11 protein-coding genes are annotated in these 23,257 nt (G+C 41.9%); all 11 read left to right on the forward strand.

What is annotated here, in order from left to right; translation table 11 throughout:
* The first annotated feature begins 22 nt into the window (after nt 1–22).
* Nucleotides 23–1,648, forward strand: coding sequence for a DUF6377 domain-containing protein (locus B3317_RS16775; RefSeq protein ID WP_291113795.1), 1,626 nt, complete (start codon nt 23–25; stop codon nt 1,646–1,648).
* A gap of 209 nt (nt 1,649–1,857) precedes the next feature.
* Nucleotides 1,858–3,252, forward strand: a complete 1,395-nt coding sequence (locus tag B3317_RS16780) for an SGNH/GDSL hydrolase family protein (protein ID WP_291113799.1) — start codon at nt 1,858–1,860, stop codon at nt 3,250–3,252.
* A gap of 224 nt (nt 3,253–3,476) precedes the next feature.
* Entirely contained in the window at nt 3,477–6,011 is a 2,535-nt protein-coding gene (locus B3317_RS16785) for a glycoside hydrolase family 38 C-terminal domain-containing protein (RefSeq protein WP_291113802.1), read from the forward strand.
* Nucleotides 6,012–6,041: 30 nt separating this feature from the next.
* Nucleotides 6,042–8,369: a GH92 family glycosyl hydrolase gene (locus tag B3317_RS16790; RefSeq protein ID WP_291113804.1), complete on the forward strand. Its 2,328-nt coding sequence runs from the start codon at nt 6,042–6,044 to the stop codon at nt 8,367–8,369.
* A 194-nt stretch (nt 8,370–8,563) separates the two neighbouring features.
* The gene (locus B3317_RS16795) at nt 8,564–10,396 is read left to right on the forward strand and encodes a RagB/SusD family nutrient uptake outer membrane protein (protein WP_291113807.1); all 1,833 of its coding nucleotides are present in this window, start codon (nt 8,564–8,566) and stop codon (nt 10,394–10,396) included.
* A gap of 40 nt (nt 10,397–10,436) precedes the next feature.
* The gene (locus B3317_RS16800) at nt 10,437–10,892 is read left to right on the forward strand and encodes a DUF5004 domain-containing protein (RefSeq protein WP_291113810.1); all 456 of its coding nucleotides are present in this window, start codon (nt 10,437–10,439) and stop codon (nt 10,890–10,892) included.
* Between the two features lie 11 nt (nt 10,893–10,903).
* Entirely contained in the window at nt 10,904–12,025 is a 1,122-nt protein-coding gene (locus tag B3317_RS16805; protein ID WP_291113813.1) for a DUF4961 domain-containing protein, read from the forward strand.
* A gap of 38 nt (nt 12,026–12,063) precedes the next feature.
* Nucleotides 12,064–15,246, forward strand: a complete 3,183-nt coding sequence (locus B3317_RS16810; protein ID WP_291113816.1) for a SusC/RagA family TonB-linked outer membrane protein — start codon at nt 12,064–12,066, stop codon at nt 15,244–15,246.
* Nucleotides 15,247–15,258: 12 nt separating this feature from the next.
* A complete protein-coding gene (locus B3317_RS16815; protein ID WP_291113819.1) occupies nt 15,259–17,034 on the forward strand; it encodes a RagB/SusD family nutrient uptake outer membrane protein in 1,776 nt (591 codons plus the stop codon).
* A gap of 38 nt (nt 17,035–17,072) precedes the next feature.
* On the forward strand, nt 17,073–20,195 hold the full coding sequence (locus tag B3317_RS16820; RefSeq protein WP_291113822.1) for a SusC/RagA family TonB-linked outer membrane protein: 3,123 nt from the start codon (nt 17,073–17,075) through the stop codon (nt 20,193–20,195).
* Nucleotides 20,196–20,288: 93 nt separating this feature from the next.
* Nucleotides 20,289–23,246 (forward strand): DUF5005 domain-containing protein, encoded by a 2,958-nt coding sequence (locus B3317_RS16825; RefSeq protein WP_291113825.1) that lies wholly within the window; start codon nt 20,289–20,291, stop codon nt 23,244–23,246.
* Nucleotides 23,247–23,257: the final 11 nt, after the last annotated feature.

A 23,257-nucleotide genomic window follows, 5' to 3' on the forward strand; every position in this document is an offset into this window, starting at 1 on the left:
AACATAAGAATCTTACAACTAAATGAAAAAGACACTCCTCTTCCTGCTTTGTATTATATACAATACAGCAGGATGCATATATTCAAAAAATGAGATTGACTCTCTTCTTAAAGTTCTGGATAAGACTATCTCAGAACGTCCTACATATATGAAGGAAAAGATACAAAGAATAGACCGGCTCAAATTAAAGCTAAATAATAGTCTTTCACTAAATAAAATATTTAGTATAAATGAAGATATTATTGCCGAGTATGAATCTTTTGCTTGTGATTCCGCCATTGCATACATTGATAAGAATATAGAAATAGCTAAAAAGTTAGACAATAAAGAATTTTTGTCGCAAAGCAAACTGAAGCTTTCTTTTGTACTATCCTTGTCCGGTTCATTTACGCAGGCTTTAGAGGAATTAAACAGCATAGAGTATAAAGAACTGCCCACGCATCTGAAATCCATGTATTGCTGGACATATATACGATACTACGAAAACCTTATAAAATATACAGACGACCCTCAATATGAGAAAAAATATCAGATTGAAAAAATGCGATACAGGGATACAGTCATGTCCTTTCTTGGAGAAGGAACAGATATGTATGTAAAGGAAGAAGCTTTCAAGTTTCAGGATGAAGGCCGCTACAATGAGGCTCAACAGATACTGTCCGATATATTTTCCAAACAGGAACTCCGGACACACAACTATGCAATGTCTGCAATGAGTCTGGCATTAGTAAATAAATATCTGAAAAATAGCGAATTGGAGGAAAAGTATCTTATATTAGCCGCAATAACAGATACTCAGCTTGCAGTGAAAGAGAATGAAGCACTTTTGGCATTAGCAATAAACCTATATAATAAAGGCGATGTTAATAGGGCATATAACTATATAAGAGCGGCTCTTGACGATGCAAATTTCTATAACTCCCGTTTCAGAAATACGATGATTGCACGTGTACAGCCTATTATAGAAGATACATACTTAAATAAGATAGAACAACAAAAGAAAAATCTAAAGGCATATGCAGTAGTTATCAGTTTGTTTGTTATTGTATTGGCTATTGCTTTATTTTTCATATACAAGCAAGTAAAAATAGTTTCCAGAGCCAGGAAAAACCTGAAAGCAATGAATGAGAAGTTAGCCAGTATTAACCATAAACTGGATGAAGCGAACCTTATAAAAGAAAAGTACATCGGTTACTTTATGAACCAATGTGCCGTTTATATTGACAAACTGGATGATTACAGAAAAAATGTGAATCGCAAAATAAAAGCCGGCCAAATTGACGATTTGTACAACATGACAGCTTCTACACGTAATCTGGAAAAAGACGTAGAAGAACTGTATATCACCTTCGATAAAGCATTCTTCAAGATATATCCCAATTTTGTGGAAGAATTCAATGCTCTGCTTAAGAAAGAAGAACGCTATAAGCTGGAAAAAGAGCAACTGAATACAGAACTCCGGATTTTTGCTCTCATCAGGTTAGGTATAACAGATGTCAATCAGATAGCCGTATTTTTACGTTATTCCGTCCAGACTATCTATAACTATAAAAGCAAAGTAAAAGGAAAAGCTACCATAGACAGTGAAAACTTTGAAGAAGAAGTAAAAAAAATCGAGGTATTTTCTATTAAAGACAACTCTATATAATTTACCAAAACCAAGAAATACAAACCAAGTAAATATCTAATAAATAGCACCTTGGTGGATATATGACTTGAAAATCATTTACTCAAAGGCTTACTTCGGACAGGAGTAAGTTTCTTTTGTAAATATATTTGTACATGGCTTTTTGAGGCCGTACACTAACGTAAGCATTTTGAGACAACCTGACCAAAAGTCGTAAAATCCAATACCTGATGAAAAACAAATCTGTTACAATCATTATTCTGTTCGTGCTGCTATGTTTTTTCATACCATCGAACGCTCAGAAAATCACTCCATTTAAAGACGGGGAAAGAGCCGTATTCCTGGGGAACAGTATCACTCATGGTGGACACTATCATTCGTATATATGGCTTTATTATATGACTCATTTTCCGGAAATGAGGATTAAGATATTGAATGCCGGAATTGGAGGTGACAGGGCCATTGACATGGTAAAACGGCTGGATGGTGATGTATTCAGTAAGAATCCCACAGTCATAATAGCCACTTTTGGTATGAACGACTCGGGCTACTTCGAATACAACGGAGATCAACCTGAAAAATTTGCAGACGAAAAGGTCAAAGAATCTTATGACGCATATAAGCAAATGGAGGCCAGATTCAAAAATCTGGAAAACACGAAGGTTGTGCTCATGGGCAGTTCCCCTTACGACGAAACAGCTGCTATAGAAGGAAACAATCCTTTCAGGAATAAGAATAAGGCAATGCTCAGGATAGTCGATTTCCAACGCGAATCAGCAAAAAATAACGGATGGGAATTTTTCGACTTTAACGAGCCTATGACGGCCATTAATCAACAATTCCAACAAAACAATCCTAAGTTTACCCTTTGTGGAACCGACCGCATTCATCCCGACAATGACGGGCATATGGTAATGGCTTATCTGTTCCTTAAAGCACAGGGATTTGCAGGTAAGGAAGTTGCAGATATAAATATAGACGGCTCAAAGATGAATATCATATCTTCTTCGAACTGTGAAATTTCCAATCTGAAAAAAAGTTCGACTGGAATGGCGTTCGACTATCTCGCAAAATCATTGCCCTACCCGATGGATACAATAGCCCGCGGATGGGGATATAAGAAAAGCCAGGCCGAAGTGGTAAAATCAGTTCCGTTCATTGAAGAAATGAACAGGGAGATACTATCTGTAAAAGGATTGAAAGGAAATTATAAACTAATGATAGATGAGGAAAATATAGGAACATGGCCTGCAAAAGATCTGGCAGAGGGCATCAACCTTGCCACGCTTACCAATACACCTCAGTACCAGCAGGCCCTCAGAGTTATGTTCCTGAATGAAGAACGCTGGGAAATAGAATGCCGTTTTCGTGAATATGCATGGGTACAGTTCAACTTTTTCCTGAACAAAGGTATAACCGATCCGAATACCAGGGAAGCTATTAAGATACTGGATAAATATAAAGGCAGTGATGGCTGGCTTAATGGCAGGCGTGACCTTTACTCGAAAGCGATGTTTCCTGAAGTAAGACAGGCATGGCAGGATGAGATGGATTTGCTTCTTTCAGCTATTTATGAAGTAAATACTCCTGTGAAAAGAAAGATAACTCTTATACGTGTAAACTAATACTGTGAATTGAAAACACATAGATTGTTTTGCGAATGAAATCTATTTAAAAGTTAATTGTAAGTAAGAGAAAATCAGAGAGTAAGTATATTAAAACCACTTCGCTTACGCTTGAATGAGGACTACAATCCAAATTCAAGCGGAGGGCGAAGAACACCCGGAGTAAAAGAACTTCGACAATCTCATAAACCAACGTATTCGAAAAATAAACCCAAAACTGATATATGAAGCGGATTTTTGCTTTTGTACTGATATCTGTGTCTATACTCGGAAAAATATCTTCCCAGCAACAGGCATACTTTGTCGACGGCTATCATGGCGGCGTCTACGGGCATTACCCGATGTGGGTGACCCAGTTTATGACAGATAAACTGTCACAACACCCCGAGTGGCGCATAGGGCTCGAAATAGAACCCGAAACATGGGATACGGTAAAAGTAAAAGAACCGGTTGCGTACAACAATTTCAGAAGTATCGTAACAGATAAAAGAATCGAGTTTACGAATCCTACCTACGCCCAACCCTATTTATACAACATATCGGGAGAAAGTATTATACGGCAGTTCGAATATGGTATTAATAAGATACATCAGCATTTCCCGGATGTGACTTTTACGACATATGCAGTAGAGGAACCCTGTTTTACAAGCAGTTTGCCACAAATTCTGAAATTGTTCGGATTCAAATATGCTGTGCTTAAATGTCCGAATACCTGCTGGGGCGGATATACGGCAGCCTATGGTGGCGAACTGATTAACTGGATAGGACCTGACGGAACTGCTATCCTTACAGTGCCGCGCTATGCATGCGAAGAGTTGGAAGAAAATTCCACATGGCAAACCACAGCATGGGGAAATTCCAAAGCCTACCTCAAGGCATGTTTCAACTACGGAATAAAAAATCCTGTCGGAATGTGTTATCAGGATGCCGGATGGAAAAACGGCCCGTGGCTTGGTCACGGAAACAAGGTAAGGAACAACTCTGTATATGTGACATGGAAAGAATATATAGAAAACAAGTCGGTAGGCAGTTCCTCTGATAATCTGCACTTTTCGCAGGAAAATATGCTGGTCAACCTGATGTGGGGAAGTCAGGTGCTTCAGAAGATTGCGCAGGAAGTACGTACATCAGAAAATAAAATCATAATAGCCGAAAAAATAGCAGCCATGGCGACTATCGAGAATAATTATACTCCGTTGCAAACATCACTGGACGAAGCTTGGCGTACTCTGATGCTGGCACAGCATCACGACTCATGGATAGTTCCTTACAACCGTCTGCATAAAAATCGCACATGGGCGCAGGAGATCACTCTGTGGACAAACAATACAAATAAAATTTCGGACAATATCATCAAAGAGGCTACCGGAACTTATGATTCTGAAAATACAACACCTTTCCATAATTCAGGCTTTGTGAAAGTATACAATACGCTGGCGACAAAAAGGTCGGAATTAGTTGCCATAAGCCTATCGGCTGCCGACATCAGGCAGGGATTGACGGTGTACGATTCGAAGAAAAAAAGAGTTCCTTCCAGATTCCGCCATGAAGGAGATTCCGTTTATCTCATTTTCAGAGCCGAGGTACCTTCTTTCGGTTATGCAACATACAGATTACAAGATGAGAAACCGCAAAAAGAGACGTATCCTTCTGTAAAAAATAATTCAAAAGGCGATTATATACTGGAAAACGATATGTATAAGATCGTTATCGATCCGGCAAAGGGAGGAACGATAAAAAGTTTGATTGCAAAAAAAGAGAAAAACAAAGAATATATCGATGCTACCAACCAATATGAGTTCGGGGAACTAAGAGGCCATTTTTACGAGGATGGGAAATATTATTCCACCGCCGACTCTCCGGCAAAAATAACAATATTGGAAGACAATGGTCTCAGAACCATCATAAAAATAGAAGGGAGTATTTCTATTCACCCCTTCACGCAGATTATCACTTTGAACAGTGGGCAAAAACGTATAGATTTCGACCTGACGGTAGATTGGAAGAGCAATGTCGGCATAGGCGAATACAAACAAGCTGGTAATTGGCGCGATAACAGGAGGGCATATGTAGATGACAGGTTCAAATTAAATATAATGTTCCCTGTCGGCTTATCTTCACCCAAACTATATAAAAATGCTCCTTTCGACGTATGTGAAAGCAATCTCAAAAATACATTTTTCAACACATGGGACAGTATAAAACACAATATAATACTTAACTGGGTAGACCTCATCGATAAAGACGAGACATATGGCTTTGCCCTTTTGTCAGATCATACCACCTCTTATTCTTTCGGAGAAAATTATCCGTTAAGCCTGACTGCCCAGTATTCGGGCATCGGATTATGGGGTATGGATTATAAAATAACAGGGCCCTTGAAAATGAAGTATGCCATGATCCCCCATACAGGGAAATGGGAAAAATCCCATGTGTCGACCGAAGATAACAAGTGGAATGAACCATTAGTGGCTTCACTTCTCGGCAAAACAGCCGTAGAAGACAAATCCTATTTCGACACCGGCAACTCAGGTTATGAAGTAACTGCCTTTAAAACTCACGGAGACGATCTTATTATCAGGTTATTCAATGCCGAAGGAAATACTTCCATACAAAAATTGAAGTTCGGGTTTCCCGTATCATCAGTAGAAGAAGTTGATTTAAGAGGAAATATAATCACAAAGAATGCAATTGATAAAAACAGTATATCGCTGTCAATACCCCGTTTCGGGATTAAAACATTATTAATAAAAAGATAAGATCGGATAATAATTGAAATGATTGATACTATGCTAAAAATGACAACAGCTCTTATAACGGTTCTTTGCCTGACGATAACAGGATGCACCACGGAAGTCAAAATAAAAAGTTCTGCTCCTTCCGATTATGTCAATCCGTTTATCGGGGCCAGTACCAGTGTAGGCGCTGCCGGAGTTTACCACGGACTGGGGAAAACATTCCCCGGCGCGGCCACACCTTACGGAATGGTTCAGGTTAACCCAAACACAATAACGGGAGGTGACAATTCGCCGGGTTACAGTTACGAACATAAAACTATCGAAGGTTTTGCGTTCACACAAATGAGTGGTGTGGGTTGGTTCGGCGATCTGGGAAATTTCCTTGTAATGCCTACTACTGGTGACTTGAAGATAATTGCGGGTAAAGAAGACGGAAGCATAAGCGGATATCGCTCCCTGTACGATAAAAAGACCGAAACCGCTAAAGCAGGATACTATTCAGTAAACCTGACCGACTACAATATCGGAGTAGAGGCCACAGCAGCGCCGCACAGCGGGATGTTACGATTTACATTCCCCGAACATAAACAATCTCGTATACAGATAGACCTGGCTCGAAGAGTTGGCGGGACATCTACATATCAATATGTAAAAGTAGTTAATGACAGCACTATACAAGGATGGATGAAATGTACGCCGGATGGTGGCGGCTGGGGCGATGGTGAAGGCAATACTGATTATACTGTGTTTTTCTATGCGCAATTCAGTCGTCCGTTAAACAAGTACGGGTTCTGGAGTGCCGATATACCCGACAATTGGAAACGAAAACTCAAAGATGTGATAAGCATCCCTTATCTGAAAAGAGTATCGGAAGCTAAAATTTTTAGAGAGATTAAGGAACTGGAGGGTAAGCACCTCGGCTTCTTTACCGAATTCGATACTAAGAAAGATGAAGAAGTGACATTGAAAGTAGGAATATCTTTTGTCGATATGGATGGTGCGGAAAAGAACTTCAAAGCGGAAATAGCAGACAAAAATTTCGACCTTGTCCGCAATGAAGCAAAAGAGAGCTGGGATAAAGAACTGGGCAAGATAAATATTGCGGGAGGAACCGACGATCAGAAAACTATTTTTTATACATCGCTTTATCACACAATGATAGATCCGCGCATATATACCGATGTAGACGGACGTTACACAGGTGGTGACAACCGGATATACAGCGATTCCACATTCACGAAACGTACTATATTCAGCGGATGGGATGTATTCCGCAGCCAGTTCCCTTTGCAAACCATCATTAACCCCCAATTAGTAAACGATCAACTTAACTCTCTGATTACCCTTGCCGAACAGAGCGGACGCGAATATTACGAGCGTTGGGAAATTATGAACGCATACTCGGGCTGTATGATAGGAAACCCTGCCCTATCCGTTCTGGCGGATGCTTATGTGAAGGGTATATGTAATTACGACATAGACAAAGCCTACAAGTATGCAGTGAACACATCGAAAAGATATGGTAATGACGCTCTGGGCTATACAGCTTCATCACTCAGCATATCCCATACTCTCGAGTATGCTTATGCTGACTGGTGTATATCCCGTATTGCCAACAAAATGGGCAATAGCGACGATGAAAAACTATTCAGGGAAAAAGGTCAGGCCTACAGGAATATTTTTGATAAGGAAAAGGGCTGGTTCCGTCCGCGGAAGGCTGATGGTTCTTGGGAAGAATGGCCTGAAAATGCGCTATTTAAAGAATGGTATGGCTGCATAGAATCTAATTCTTACCAGCAGGGGTGGTTTGTACCTCACGATGTTCCGGGTATGGTCGAGTTGATGGGTGGTGAAGATAAAGTTATCGCAAACCTCACAAACCTTTTTGAAAAGACTCCCGAGGATTTTTTATGGAATGACTACTATAACCATGCCAACGAGCCGGTACACCACGTTCCGTTCCTGTTCAATCGTCTGAGACATCCTTGGCTGACACAAAAGTGGACTCGCCATATATGTGATAAAGCTTATGCTAACAAAGTAGAAGGTATAGTAGGTAATGAAGATGTGGGCCAAATGTCGGCCTGGTATGTACTTACCGCTTCCGGAATACATCCTGTGTGCCCGGGAGACACACGTATGGAGATAACAAGCCCCGTATTCGACAAGATAGAATATAGGCTGGATTCGAAATACTTTAAGGGAGGGAAGTTTACCATAATAGCACACAATAATTCACCTGAAAATATATACATACAAAAAGCGTTGCTGAACGGAAAAGAATATAGAAACTGTTATATAGATTTTTCAACTATAGCAGACGGAGCCACCTTGGAATTGTTTATGGGTAGCAAACCAAACAAGGACTGGGGTATATGAAACTTGGAGAGGCTTAGAAATATGATGCGGAATAAATCACAAATACATTTTCTTATGGAATGAAAAAAACAAATACAAAAGAACCATAATTTAATATATAGCCATATGAGAAAACTATCGATTAATAATATTGACTGATAAGTAAAGCTCTAGCTATTTCAATGATTGTTTTATTAACCTAATACATTATATGTATGAAAAACATTTTATATCTATTATTAACATTGACTGTCATATGGGGATGTTTTTCCTCCTGTAGTGACAAAGGGTTTCTGGACGAAACTGTAACGACAAACCTTGATTATAATAAGGTCTTTTCCGACAGTGCGCTTACCGAGGGCTTTCTGGCTGAAATCTACCGGGAGGTTGGTTTTGACGTGAAAGGTAACCGTTTCAGCACAATATCGGAACAATTGGGCGGGCTTCAGACCGCATGCGATGAAGCCGAATTCAGACTGTCTTCGGAGGGTATTGCCGATGTGCAATTTGCATCGGGAACTGTCAATCCAGTAATTATTACTGACGATGCATGGAGAATACCTTACCAAAACATCCGCCGGGTAAATGTCTTTTTTAAAGGAATTGAACAGGCCCCTTTACAGAAATCACGAAAAGACCGCCTCAAAGCCGAAGCTCGTTTTCTGCGAGCCTGGTATTACCATATCATGGTGAGACATTATGGAGGTGTACCATTGATCGGTGATACTATTTACTCTAACGACGACAAGACAAAAGATACACGCGACACGTTCGATGATTGCCTGAAATATATTATCAATGAATGTGAAACTGCGGCCTCCGAGCCCAATCTACCGGTAAAACCATCGGGAACATACTACGGACGTGTAGGAAGTGGTGCCTGCAAAGCTCTGATCGCCCGCATGAAATTGTATGCAGCCAGCCCGTTATATAACGGGAACAGCGATATAGTTGCCGGAACAAATGTCCCTGCCGAGTTAGTCGGATATCCGGAGTATAGCAAGGAACGATGGAAAGAAGCCATGGATGCCGCGTATAACGTCATAGCTCTGGGGCGGTATAGCTTGTATGTATTACAGACCGATCCGACTAACAATAACAGACCCGACCCCGGACATGGTTTCTATGCTTTGTTCCAGGCATTAGAAAACATATATAAACCCGGATCTCTCGTTGAATCGATACTCGACGACCGCAGCCTTGGACGAGTAGCAAGAGAAAGCTGGTTCCAGCCTCCATCCCGTGGTGCTGCGAAGAGCGGATTCATTTATCAGAATCTGGCTGACGCATTTCCTATGAAAAACGGAAAGCCGATCAGCGATCCGGCTTCGGGGTACGACCCTAATAATCCGTATGCAAACCGCGATCCAAGATTTTACAATACCGTGGCTCACGATCAGACTATGATTGCATATCCGCCTAATAATATCCCTGAACCGATAAATGTCTATCTCAATGCCGACGGTTCGTCCAGCGGTAAGGATGCTGTACATCAGGGTACACCTACCGGCTATTATATCAATAAGATGGTTAGTCGTATCAGGGCGGCTAATGCTGTGCATGGCGACAATGAGGAGACTCCTATCTTACGCTTCGCCGAAATCTACATGGCCTATGCTGAAGCAATGAACGAATATGAGATAGGCGACGGCAACGGATCTCAGATAGTATTACCGACTGATAAGACATACGAAGTATTGAAAGCAATCAGGGAACGCGGAGGAATAGAAGCCGGCACAGATGGAATGTACGGACTAAAACCGAATATGACGCGACTGGAAATGCGCCAGGCCATCCGTGACGAAAGGCGTATCGAATTTGCTATAGAAGGCCACCGTTTCTTTGATGTTAGGCGCTGGAAAATTGCCGAACAAACAGACAATCAGATGATGGCAGGTATGGAAGTTCGCTTGAAACCCGATGGTGGTAAATCCTATACACGTTTCAATGTGCGGCAGCGTGTTTTCAGAAAAGCGATGTATTTCTGGCCTATCCCATATGGGGAAACCTCCAAGTCTCCCAACCTGATACAGAATCCTAACTATTAATCCGAAACCTTTTTTCTAACTCTATAAATAAAGATACATTATGAGAAGATTAAACATAAAAATGATGTTTATGCTTTGCATTATGGTATGCTCTTTCATTTCCTGTGACAAGTTTAAAGATTCGGCCGATTACGATATCGAAGAACCAGTTAAAGACCTCGCGGGTTCCTGGTATATCACGAAGGCTACAAGGAATGGAATAGATATTACCAAATCCATGGATTTCAGTGACTTTAGAATCACTTTCAATGGAGATAAAACTTATACCATCGACAATTACCTCCCGTTTTTGGTTCGTCAGGACGGGACATGGAATGTAAACGACCCTCAGTATCCCACACAGCTGTTGTTCAAGGAAGGAACTTCTACTCAATCCAATATATCTCTTTTCGAATATCAGACAGTGAAGGGCGAACGTCAGATCACCCTTTCGTTCTCGCCGGGATGTCACAGCAATGTATATTCTTATATATTAGAACGAGTGTCTAATAATTAAAATCGAACACTATGAAATCAAATCCGAAAAATAAAATATTAATATATAAGATATTAGTCTGCATAATATCTCTTATTATATTCATCTCCTGCGGTATAGCATGGTACGAGAATCATGGCGATACGTTTAAAGATGAATATAAGGATAATCGCTCGCCGGTTATCTATAAGACGAGTGCGGTAAAAGCAGGTGAAGAGGCCGAATTTGTCATGTATGTAAAATGTGCGTCGAATCAAGATAACGAAACGCATAAATTGATTGTCGCCGTAAATGTTCCCAAAGTATGGACAGATACTAAAAATGCGGAAATAACATGGGAAAACAGTGATGATCTGGGTACCGAACGGAAAATGTCGTTGATACCGGAGGGAACTTCACCTAAGAATAGACCCGGGCTGACTTGGGACCAGGCACTGCTCAATGCTGTGGGCGGACGTAACCCGAATATATTAGACGACATGCAATGGGTTGCATTTCAATCTAACGACTCGTGGACAATCAACAACGGTGGAAATGATTATACGTTATTTATAAAAGTAAAAATAAAAATAAAGACCGGACCTGATAACCTGAGAGCAAAAATAGGATTCTTTGCAAACTATGATAACGACGGACTGGGCACAGACGAAGACCGCTGGAAAGTGATGTGGGGTGACTGCTTTGAAGTAACAGATGGGGAAGGTGCCGAGCCGATAGACTTTTGTCAGTACCATTTCTTTCAGGCAACTCCGGGCAATGCTACTCAAAATGATATTCTTACATTCAAGTATATTGGCGACTATTACAACAACCAGTTGATAAACGAAAGCAACATCTACCTGAATGCCAAGGCGCACACTGCAAATGGTAAGACTTATACAATAGACGAAATATCCGATAAAACAAAGTTGATAAAAGATTCCAAATGGGGAGTAATGTGGAGTAATACATTATGGCCCGAAGGCTATTTCGGCATACCGGCTAACGAAACGATTACCCATATCGAATATTATTTTACAAACGCGAATGGAAGTCTTTATGTCAGCAAATATGACGACGAATTGGTAAGAGATGCTAATCCGGGTTATGAAGAAGAACTGGTACGTCCGGGGAGACCAATCACACCATTTGTGTACTATTTCGTTTGTAAATGAGATTAATGTATAATTTTTTATAATTAAAACCGGAATTTATGTATAATTCAATATATAAAAGAATCAGTAAGAGCTATTTCTTGCTTATGGTTGTATGCTGGTTATTGTCAGGGTATGGGGCCACATATGCTCAAGAGAATGCGGCTAACGGCACATCCGGCTTTTCGGGTGTGGTTGTCGACCAATACGGGAGACCAGTACAGGGAGTGGAAATAGCCGTTAAAGCGAGTAATTATAAAGCAATCAGTGACGAAACAGGTACATTCGGTATCGATGCTATCAATGGAAATATACTTATTCTCACACATCCTGATTACCTTATAAAAGAGGTCAAAGTTCCTAAAAACATTAAGAAAGGAACAGTATTTACAGTGGATATAAAAGATAAGAAACTCAAAAATCCATTAAAACTGGATGTCCCTTATGGGAGGACAATAGACAAAGAAAGTTATTTGGGTGCGGCTTCGACCATCTATACAGACGAAATAACCCCTACATTGTCGGCAAATATACTGGGTGCATTGGCAGGCCGGTTACCGGGTTTGTATGTTTCTCAAAGCAGAGGATACAGAAATACCTATACCGGAGCAAGTACACTTAGTAACGCTTATCTAGGCGGCATGGCTGACGATTCCAGAGTAGGATACAATGATAATACTCAGTATAGTTTCTCCTTGCGGGGGGCCTATTCCCCTGTAGTAATTGTCGACGGATTTCAAAGCGAACTGGTCAACCTTGATATGGAAAGTATCGAATCCGTTTCGGTACAGAAAGATGCTTTGTCTTCTATGTTTCTGGGAGGAAGAAGTTCTCGAGGAGTGATGTATGTGACTACAAAAAAACCGGTAGGAGAAGGATTTAAAATATCGTTCACCGGCAGGTACGGCATACAGGAACCGATAAAAAATCCTAAACCGCTTCCTTCTTACCAATGGGCATATTTGCTAAATGAGGCGTTAGTAAACGACGGCAAAAAAGGTTTATATACAGCCGATAATATCGAATCGTTCCGTTACGGAACAAATCCGCAGACATTCCCGAATGTAAACTGGTACGATCAGGTAATGAAAAATAACTCCGATATACAGTCATATAATCTGAATGCTACCGGAGGTAATAAAACAGCCCAATATTTCGTCAGTCTGGGATATTTTTCCGAAAACGGACTACTTCGTGAAGACACACAGAATGCTTACAATACCAACCTCTCGTACGATCGGTACATGGTGACTTCCAAGATTAATGTAAATGTCTTACCGGGACTTAAAATGGGAGCTACCGTTATAGGACGTATCGAGGAGGGGAATCAACCAGGAGCGGGCCTGAGTAGTATTATGAGCGATGTATACACACTTCCCGGAGGTGTATATCCTGTTCGCAATCAGGACGGAACCTTTGGAGGAAACAACAATTACCAGAATAACCTGCTGGCGAAGACTATCAGTTCAGGTTACCTGAAAGACCTCACCCGCGACGGATACGGCAATATCGTCATCGATCACGACATGGCATGGCTTACCGAAGGCTTGTCGGCACGCATGGTGGGTAGTGTCGCTTCTCAAAGCCGCAGCGCCTTGGATCGTAGCAAGCAGGAACCAGTCTATTTACATACTCTAAATCCCGATGGGTCGGTAAAAAGCTCTGAACGTTTTGGAAATATAGTACCGCAAAAGAACGGTTTCATCGGTGTGTCAAACTTCCAGTATATGTACGGACAGATTGCTTTGGACTATAAAAAAGTGATTAATAGGTCGCATACTATAGAAGGAAATGTATTTGCTGACGTAAAAGAAGTTCTGGACAACTATCAGTTGCCTGAAAGACCTATAAACCTGAATGCAGAAGCTAAATACGATTTTCAGCAGAAATATTTTGCGCAAGCCGCCGTCTCCAGAAGCTACCTGAACAGGTATGCACCCGACAAAAGATGGGGTACATTCTATGCTTTCGGTTTAGGATGGGATATAAGCAAGGAAACATTTATGCAATCAGTTGACTGGATAAACAAACTCAAGCTGCGTGGGGTATTCGGACGAACCGGAAACAGTATCGGACGCGACAACTATTATACGTGGAGACAGCAATACGACGGAGATCTCGTTGCTGTTGGTCAAGCCGGCTATTATTATCCTCAGGGATCGATTTATACATCCTTATACAATGGACCTGCAATAGGAATTATAGAAACGAATCTTAGCTTGTCCAATCCGAACCTGACATGGGAAAAGGCCTATAAACTGAATCTGGGGCTCGATGCCAATCTGTTCGACAACAAGCTTTGGATTTCAGCCGACTTTTACAACGATAAGCATTTCGACTTATTGATGTCAAGAGGAAAGAGCATAGAACTCATCGGTTTGAACTATCCGAATGAAAATATAGGAAAAGTTCGCTATCAAGGTGCAGACCTGTCCGTTACTTACCAAAACAATGTGGGGGATTTCAATTATTACGTGACCGGAAATTGGAGCATAAATCAATCAAAGATATTATTCATGGACGAACAGAATGTTCCTGAAGAATATATGCGCAAAACAGGCAATCCTATCGGAACCCGCTACGGACTCATTGCCGAAGGATTTTTCCAAACTAAGGAAGAAGTGGCAAACAGCCCGGTTATTTCCGGTTATAACATCGCTCCCGGCGACCTTAAATATAAGGATATGAATGGAGACGGAGTAATCAACGAATATGACCAGACAGCGATCGGAGGCACTAAACCTCTCTGTTTTTTCGGGCTGAATTTTGGCTTCGAATACAAGGGGTTTGAACTGTCCGCCTTATTTCAAGGTGCTTACAACAGGGAAATTTATTTTCCGGATGCCGGATGGGAATATGCGACAGGATTCATAGCATGGGGTAATACTTACAGCCAGGCCTACGAGCATGTATTGAACCGCTGGACCCCCGAAACGGCAGAAACGGCTCTTTTCCCGAGGCTTTCCACAAGCCCGAATTACAATGTCGCTCCTAGTGGTATGAATAATTCATTTTGGTTGAAATCAGGAAATTACATCCGGTTAAAAAATCTGAATATCGCCTATACCCTCCCTGATTCATTTTCGAGGGATTATCTTGGCGGAGTGAAAGTAAAAGTATTTGTGGGCGGTCAAAATTTATGGACACAAGCTGCTTTCGATCTGGTTGACCCTGAGATTGTAGATTTCAGGAACTATCCGGCACTACGTGGCTTCAATACAGGGATCAATATCAAATTTTAGTATTCTCTAAAAATGAAAGACATGAAAAATAAATTATATATCATACTGATAGGCCTGTTCTGCACGCTGTGGTCATGTAACGACTACGAAGATGTACCTGTAGAAAAGCATACGCTTGAATATGTGTTTTCAACCACAGACTCACTGGGAGTAGACGCAAAAAGATATTTAAACAACATTTACAGTGCTTTGCGATACGGACACAATGCCATAGACGGAGACTATCTCGACGCAGCTTCGGATGATGCTGTCACATCAGTCAATTCGGAAAATCAAATTTATCAATTACAGATAGGCAGGTACTCACCTTTTGTACGCCTCGCTGACATGGGATGGGCTAATTATTACAGGGGAATCCGCTGGTCGAATACGTTCATAAACAATATAGACGTGGTCCCCTTCATGCAAACATATGACAATCACATCGGAACTAAAATGCCTCTTAACAGAGCACTGAAGGCCGAGGCCCGATTCTTCAAAGCTTTCTACTATTTTGAACTCGTAAAACGCTATGGCGGTGTGCCTTTGGTTGGCGATATACCTTACGAATTAGGTGAACCGATGGAGTTTCCGCGAAATACATTCGACGAATGTATAGAGTATATCGTAAATGAGCTCGACAATATCAAAGACAGCCTGCGTTCGGTTCCTATCGCCAATGCCGGAGCAGACGGCCATGTGGTAACATCAGGAGCGGCTATGGCTCTCAAGACAAGGGTATTGTTATATGCCGCCAGTCCATTATTTAATGAATCTCCGATCAAAGCCGGAAATCCGTATGTAGGTTATGAAAAATATGATCCTGCCCGCTGGAAAAGAGCTGCGGATGCAGCAGAGAATTTCATCAAAGACTGGGGTCCTGGAGGAAATTATGGCGGATATGCCTTAATGAGTGATTTCAGGGATGTTTTTCTTAACTATTACGGCCCGTCTACAAACGAAGTTATCTTCCATGTGCAGGGGGGTAACGACAAAACAGATGTGGAGGTAAACAACGGTCCATTAGGATTTTCAAGTGAAGCGAAAGGTAACGGACGTACCAGCCCTACCCAGGACCTGGTAGATGCTTTCCCCATGAAAGACGGAAAACAGATAGGCCAGAGCACAAAATATGTGTACTCGGAACAGACGATGTACGATAACCGCGATCCTCGCCTTAATTATACTGTACTACATAATGGTTCACAATGGCTGAGTTCGATGCTGGCTACATACATCGGTGGACGAAGCAATCCAAGCGGAGTTACCGAAGCTACAACAAAAACCAGTTATTACCTGCGTAAGTTTATGGGTAAATACGAAGATCAGGAGAAATATACAGGGATTCTCCGTAACTGGGTTTTGTTCCGCTATGCCGAGATATTGCTCAACTATGCCGAAGCACAAAACGAATATGATCTTGCTACTTCAAAGACAACGGCTGATGCCAAAGTAATTAATTATATCAGGGAAATAAGGAAAAGGGCAGGAATTGACGGCGATGACGAAACTTACGGTATAGCCAATAACACAACCTGCGTAGAGATGAGGGAACTTATCCGCAACGAAAGAAGAATTGAAATGGCATTTGAGGAGCAACGTTTCTGGGATATACGACGTTGGAAAATCGCCGAAGATATTTTCAGCCGACCACTGAAAGGATTAGCGTTGGTGATGAGAACAGGAAACGTCCAGATAGAACATATCAATGTTCTGGATGCGAAATTCGACCCGAAAAGATATCTATATCCTATACCGTACAGTGAAGTAAACAAAAACAGTAACATGGTTCAAAACCCAGGCTGGTAACAAAGCTATGTTTATCAATTCTTTAACAATCAATTGATATGAAAAGACTAACTCTATTATTTATAAGCATACAAATCTTTGCCTTTGCTTTCGGACAACAACAGTTCCAGCTGAAAGGCAAGGTATCATCAACTGACGGAGAACTTCTGGCGGGAGTGAGCGTTACCGTTGATGGAACAACAAACGGCACGATGACTGATCCGGACGGTAATTATATATTAACGGTGAAATCCGGAGATCAGGTTACGTTCTCTTTTATCAGTTTCGCAAAGCAATCTGTCAAAATAACTAACCAGAAGACTTTGGATATTGTACTCCGGCCCGATCAGACAGCATTAGATGAAGTCGTGGTTGTCGGTTACGGTAAAGTAAAGAAAATCACGTTGACCGGAGCCGTGAGCGCTATGTCGGCCGAAGAAATACGAACTGTTCCCACATCCAGTGTACAAAATGCATTGGCGGGGAAATTACCCGGATTCTTTTCGCAACAACGTTCGGGACAACCGGGTAAAGATGCATCCGATTTCTTTATCAGGGGTGTAAGCTCTTTGAACAATGAAGGTAACCAACCACTGATTATTGTAGACGATGTTCAATATACATACGACCAGTTGCAACAGATCAATGTAAACGAAATAGAAAGTATTTCAATCCTGAAAGATGCTTCTACTACGGCTATCTACGGTATCAAGGGTGCTAACGGCGTTTTGGTAGTAAAAACCCGTCGTGGCGAAGAAGGTCGCCCCCGCATAAATGTAAGGGTTGAAGGCGGTTTGACTATGCCAATCCGCACTCCCAAATTTTTGAATGCTTATGAAGCAGCATCACTGACAAACGAGGCTTTCGTAAATGATGGGCTGGAAAGCAGCAAACCGTTTACCAATGCTGATCTTGAACATTTCAGGCTTGGAGACGACCCTTATGGTCATCCTGATGTGAACTGGTACAAAGAGATTTTTAAAGACGTAGCCAGCCAGCAGAATGCAAACGTGGATATTTCGGGTGGTACCAAAAGATTGAGATATTTTGTTACAGGCGGATTCTTCTCGCAAAATGGCTTGACACGTAATTTTGAGGACCCGTACGGCGAAGTGAATACCGACTATTTTTACCGTAGGTTTAATTTCCGTACTAATCTGGATTTCGATGTCACGTCTACAACAAAAGTACGTTTGGATATGTCGTCCCGTTTTATGAATATCAATGAACCGAACAGTTTGAACGCCGTAGGGGAAATCTACAACTTTAAGAATATGACCCCATTTTCGGCTCCTCTGAAAAACCCGAACGGAACTTACGCTTATCATAATTACTTCCTTACCGACAGTAAAGATCCTACGTTGAATGCGCGTCTGGCAAATGAAGGTTACAGCCGTACAAGGAGATTCGATTCTAATATACTATTCGATGTATCCCAAAACTTAGATTTCATCACCAAAGGGCTTTCGGGCATGTTGCGTATAGCATATTCCAGCATAGATGAAAACTCCAGAAGAATGTGGCGGGCTAAGGACATGTATCCTACCTATCATTATACGCCTACTGAGAACGGAGAAGGCTCGTATACGATCAATCCTACGGCAAACTCATACGCTTATGAGAAGTATATACCCGGGGCAGGTATCAACAAAGCTATCAGAGATTTTAATTTACAGGCTTTTGTTAATTACGAGCGTACTTTCAACGAAGTCCACAATTTGAAGGGAATGTTGATGTGGAACAGACAAAATCGAACCAGAGATTGGGATTACCTTTTTATGAATCCCGAAGTTCCTGCAAAATTCGAAGGTTATACAGGCCAGATTAACTATAACTATAAAAACCGTTACATGCTCGACCTGAACACGGCTTATAACGGAACCGACCGTTTTGGAAAAGACAACCGCTTCGGATGGTTTCCTGCTGTCGCGGTAGGATGGAATATAGGTGAGGAACCTTTCTTTCAGGAAAAATTCGGCAACAAGGTTGATATGCTGAAAATCAGAGCTTCATACGGATTGGTAGGTTCTGATGTAACAGCAGGCAACCGCTATCTCTTCAAGCAGGTGTATGAGCAAGGAGGCGGATATCGTTTTGGCGAAAGCCATACGAATGCAGCAGGTGTGGCAACATATAAGGAAGGCACGCTAGGCAATGAGTCGGTCACTTGGGAAAAAGCCCGTAAATTAGATATCGGTGTTGATGTCAGCCTGTTCAGCAACAAGTTATCGTTTACGGTAGATTATTTCTATGATTACCGCTACGATCAGTTGGTAGAAAGAAAGGATGTGCCATTACTTTTGGGTATAGGCTTACCTCGCACAAATATAGGGGAAACCTCCAATCAGGGCTTCGACGGACAAATTGGTTATACAAGTAAATTCGGAGAATTTAATTTTAATACCAACCTCGTATTCTCTTATGCAAAGAATAAAGTGAAGTATAAAGCCGAGGCTCAGCAAAGATTCCCATGGCTGGCCGAAACAGGTAAACCGATCGATCAACCTTTCGGTTATACATGGGTAGGATATTACACACAAAGTGACATAGACGAGATCAATGCGGGCAACCCGAATAAAATTGCCGTTCCTTCTGTTCCTGTATCGGCAGGTGACCTGAAATATCTGGATATGAATGGAGACGGTGTCATCGATGACTTCGACAAAAGCGCTATCGGTAAGCCTAACCTGCCTACCACCACACTTGGTTATACCATAGGCGGATCATACAAGGGCTTCTCCCTGAGTCTGTTGTTCCAGGGATCGTTCGATTACAGTTTCAGTGTAGTAGGAACGGGTATAGAATCTTTCAAGAGCCAGTTCCAGCCCATTCACATGAAACGCTGGACACAGGAGAGATATGACAATGGAGAAACAATTGACTTCCCGCGCCTGACAACAAACCCTGCGACCGTAAGCAGCAGTGAAGCCTATATGTCGAACTTCTGGTTAGTAAATGCATGGTATATCCGTCTTAAAACGATTGACTTTGGTTATGAACTACCTAAGAGTACATTGCCAAAAGGAATATATAGTACACGTTTCTATGTGAATGCTTACAATCTGTTCACTAAGACGAACTATGATAAATATCAGCAGGACCCTGAAATAAAGACGAACTCGGCAGGTGACGCATATATGAACCAGCGGGTGATAAACTTCGGCGTGCAGATGTCGTTCTAAAAAACTATTGAGGCAGGGTTATCAATCATGTATATGAATGATAACCCTGTATACTATTACGATACACATTCATGACCTTTATTTATAATGCATATGAAAAGATTTTATGAATTTTTCAAAACTTCGCAGAGGTTATACATATTCGTCCTGTCATTATTCGTTATCAGCTTTATACTATATGGCTGTTTCAGATTGAGATCGCTGAACCATCCCACAACGGCGGAGACCAACAGTTATTTTGACGTGACCTTTGTCTGCGAACATACCAATCCGACCAAAACAGAAGGAAGAGGCTATTTCGGCGCGCTTTTGCCTGAAGGATGGAGAGCGCAGGATTATACCGAATATACCGTACATTTTCCTAATCCCGATGAAAATATATACGGGCGCCTCGCTTTCGATCAGTATTATACGGATGCTTTGAATGCTGCTTTTCCGGCTCCGGCCGGTTACTATTGGTGGGGGGGGCGTTCGATTGATATACTTGAGCTTTTACATAGCGACAATAATAAAAGCGATGATTTTACTTTTACGTTCCGCATATTTACCGATAATCAAACCGGGGATTTTAATCTTAGATATGTGGTAGGTACCGATGGCAATGGTGAAAACCCGGCCGGTAACGGGAAGTATATCGATGAAACACGGACAATCTCTATTACACAAGGCAGCGAATATCCGATGCAGAAGACTCCAAACTGGGTACTCTTGCCAAACAGAGGTGAAGATGCCAATGTACAGGTTTATTCCGATAAGGATTACGACGGTTTTTTCACTCGCTGGCACGGATGGACAGGCGGTGATATTGGCCGGTCTGAGCCGCTGGGCGACGGGCGGAGTATTTGGGTATGGGGCGACTCCCATACAGGTACTGTACTTTCTGACCGCACCAGAGTGGGAACAGGAGATAACCAATTCGAACGCAACTTCGTCATGGTACAGGATGGTGAGGATTTTAGCGCTTTCCGGCTATTGAATGAAGGTTCGCCGGGCGGCAATCCTCCGGTAAAGGAAGTCATGATACCGACCGATGACAATGGGAATCCTTTGAACAAAAACAGTGTATGGTACTGGCCTGCGGGTAGCTCTGTCTATTATCGCAATGGTGTTCCCGAACTTCAGATGATCCTCAGCCGTGTGCAAAACGATGGCTCGGGAGGAATGTGGGGTATGAATGGTGTGTCGGCCGATGTGGCTGTATTCTCCCTGCCCGATCTCAAGTTGAAGGAGATAAAAAAGTATAAGCATATGACACGGAATCTTATGAAAGGTGAGAGCAGATATGGACTGGATTTCGGGGGATATGTATTCAAGGACGATGACGGAACTGTGTATATATACGGTTATGCCGATATTGAAGGCATCTGTACACGGTATGGCCTTGTTGCCCGTGTTACTAATGGCGACCTTACGGGTGGCTGGGAATTTTATAATGCCAAAACAAAAGAATGGTCTACCGATACGTCATGGCAAAATGACCTTGCCAATTGGGAAGGAGCTACTATAGTGCAGGACCCTGTGTTTGTATTTAAAGATGCCGGGAAATATTATGGGATTGCCCAGCCGGGAAAATGCTTTAGCGATGAAATCGTGCTTTATGAGGCCGAGACTCCCTATGGGCCATTCACAAACAAGAAAATAATAGCGAAATTACCGGCCGAAATAAGTACGGAGAACTCATTTTTCTGTTCATTATTGGCTGTTCATCCACAACATTCCAAAAACGGGGAAATATTCTTTTCCGTTTCCAAAAATTTTCAGGACGACAAGCCGTGGTATGCAACCGGAAATGCCGACACATACCTGCCGTACTTCTTCCGGGTGAAAGACTGGCGCGACAACCTGAGTATTGTGAATCAGGATGCTACCGACAACAAAGGGGTTCTTACCGCCCAATACGAAAGCGGTATGGAAAATGCGACTGATAATGATGCTGCGACTATCTATTCGGTCAATGCAGGAAAAGCCTGGATTGAATACGAATCTCCGTCTCCGGTTAATTTAAGGCGCTATACAATCACTTCTGCGCCGGATTCTCCCGACAAAGACGACAAAGACCCTTTGCACTGGAAGCTATCGGGTTCGAATGACGGAACATCATGGACTGTACTCGACGAGCGTTATTACGCTGAATTTGAGCACCGCTCCCAAACCGTGAATTATAATGTGCCTGTCAATGGTAATTATACTCATTTCCGCCTCGATGTTTTGGCATCAAAGGGAGGAACAGGATTGCAAATAGCAGAATGGCAGCTTTTGGGGAAATTTAAATATGAGACCGGTTCTGTCGCCGAATTGGAAAGCGTGACTGTAGATGGTAAACCTGTGGCTGTACAAGATGTTATGGCTATAGACTTGCCGGCTTCGAGCGGAAGCAGTTTTGCGGTTAATCTGACAACGGTAGACAAAGGGACTATAGATGGTAAGGCAAGTGAATATACATTTTCTGCGGAACTGGACAGGCCCGACATCAAAAAATATAACATAAAAGTCACATCGGAAGACGGGAAAGCCGAAAAAGAATATACGTTAATCTTTAACAAGCGTTTTACCTTTGACGACCTTATTAAAGTGAAATGGAACAATACGCTCATGTTGTATCTTAACAAATTAAAAGATTACAATATAACGGGTTACCAATGGTATCTCGACGGAAGTCCGATTGCAGGCGCTACGGGAACCAGCTACCTGGCCGGTTCGAAGAAGAACGACCTGTTGAGCCAGACATCTGCTTATCACGTTGTATTGAAAACCCCTGACGGAGATTTACGTTCCGAAGCAGAACGGATAACGCTGAAGAGTATGAGTATACTCACTCATCCGAATCCTGTTAAATCAGGTGAACAAGTGACTGTAGATGCGGATATTGATGAAGATTTACTCCAGAATGCAACGATTGAAGTCTACAACATTTATGGTAACAAGCTCAGTGCGGTTAAAGCTCAGGGACGTTCAACCATGGTGAGTATGCCGTTTACATCCGGTATATATATGGTCAGGTTTAAAGCAAAGAATGATTTTGAAAAAACGCTGAAGGTCGTTGTTAAATAGGAATATTTTAG

The organism is Dysgonomonas sp. UBA7710 (genome assembly GCF_002482385.1).
Taxonomy (GTDB): Bacteria; Bacteroidota; Bacteroidia; order Bacteroidales; family Dysgonomonadaceae; genus Dysgonomonas.

Excerpts from the sequence above, each read along its gene's own strand:
- B3317_RS16820 (WP_291113822.1), top strand. The coding sequence starts at position 17,073 with ATGAAAAGACTAACTCTATTATTTATAAGCATACAAATCTTTGCCTTT.
- B3317_RS16805 (WP_291113813.1), top strand. The coding sequence starts at position 10,904 with ATGAAATCAAATCCGAAAAATAAAATATTAATATATAAGATATTAGTC.
- B3317_RS16795 (WP_291113807.1), top strand. The coding sequence starts at position 8,564 with ATGAAAAACATTTTATATCTATTATTAACATTGACTGTCATATGGGGA.
- B3317_RS16800 (WP_291113810.1), top strand. The coding sequence starts at position 10,437 with ATGAGAAGATTAAACATAAAAATGATGTTTATGCTTTGCATTATGGTA.
- B3317_RS16810 (WP_291113816.1), top strand. The coding sequence starts at position 12,064 with ATGTATAATTCAATATATAAAAGAATCAGTAAGAGCTATTTCTTGCTT.
- B3317_RS16780 (WP_291113799.1), top strand. The coding sequence starts at position 1,858 with ATGAAAAACAAATCTGTTACAATCATTATTCTGTTCGTGCTGCTATGT.
- B3317_RS16815 (WP_291113819.1), top strand. The coding sequence starts at position 15,259 with ATGAAAGACATGAAAAATAAATTATATATCATACTGATAGGCCTGTTC.
- B3317_RS16785 (WP_291113802.1), top strand. The coding sequence starts at position 3,477 with ATGAAGCGGATTTTTGCTTTTGTACTGATATCTGTGTCTATACTCGGA.
- B3317_RS16790 (WP_291113804.1), top strand. The coding sequence starts at position 6,042 with ATGCTAAAAATGACAACAGCTCTTATAACGGTTCTTTGCCTGACGATA.
- B3317_RS16775 (WP_291113795.1), top strand. The coding sequence starts at position 23 with ATGAAAAAGACACTCCTCTTCCTGCTTTGTATTATATACAATACAGCA.
- B3317_RS16825 (WP_291113825.1), top strand. The coding sequence starts at position 20,289 with ATGAAAAGATTTTATGAATTTTTCAAAACTTCGCAGAGGTTATACATA.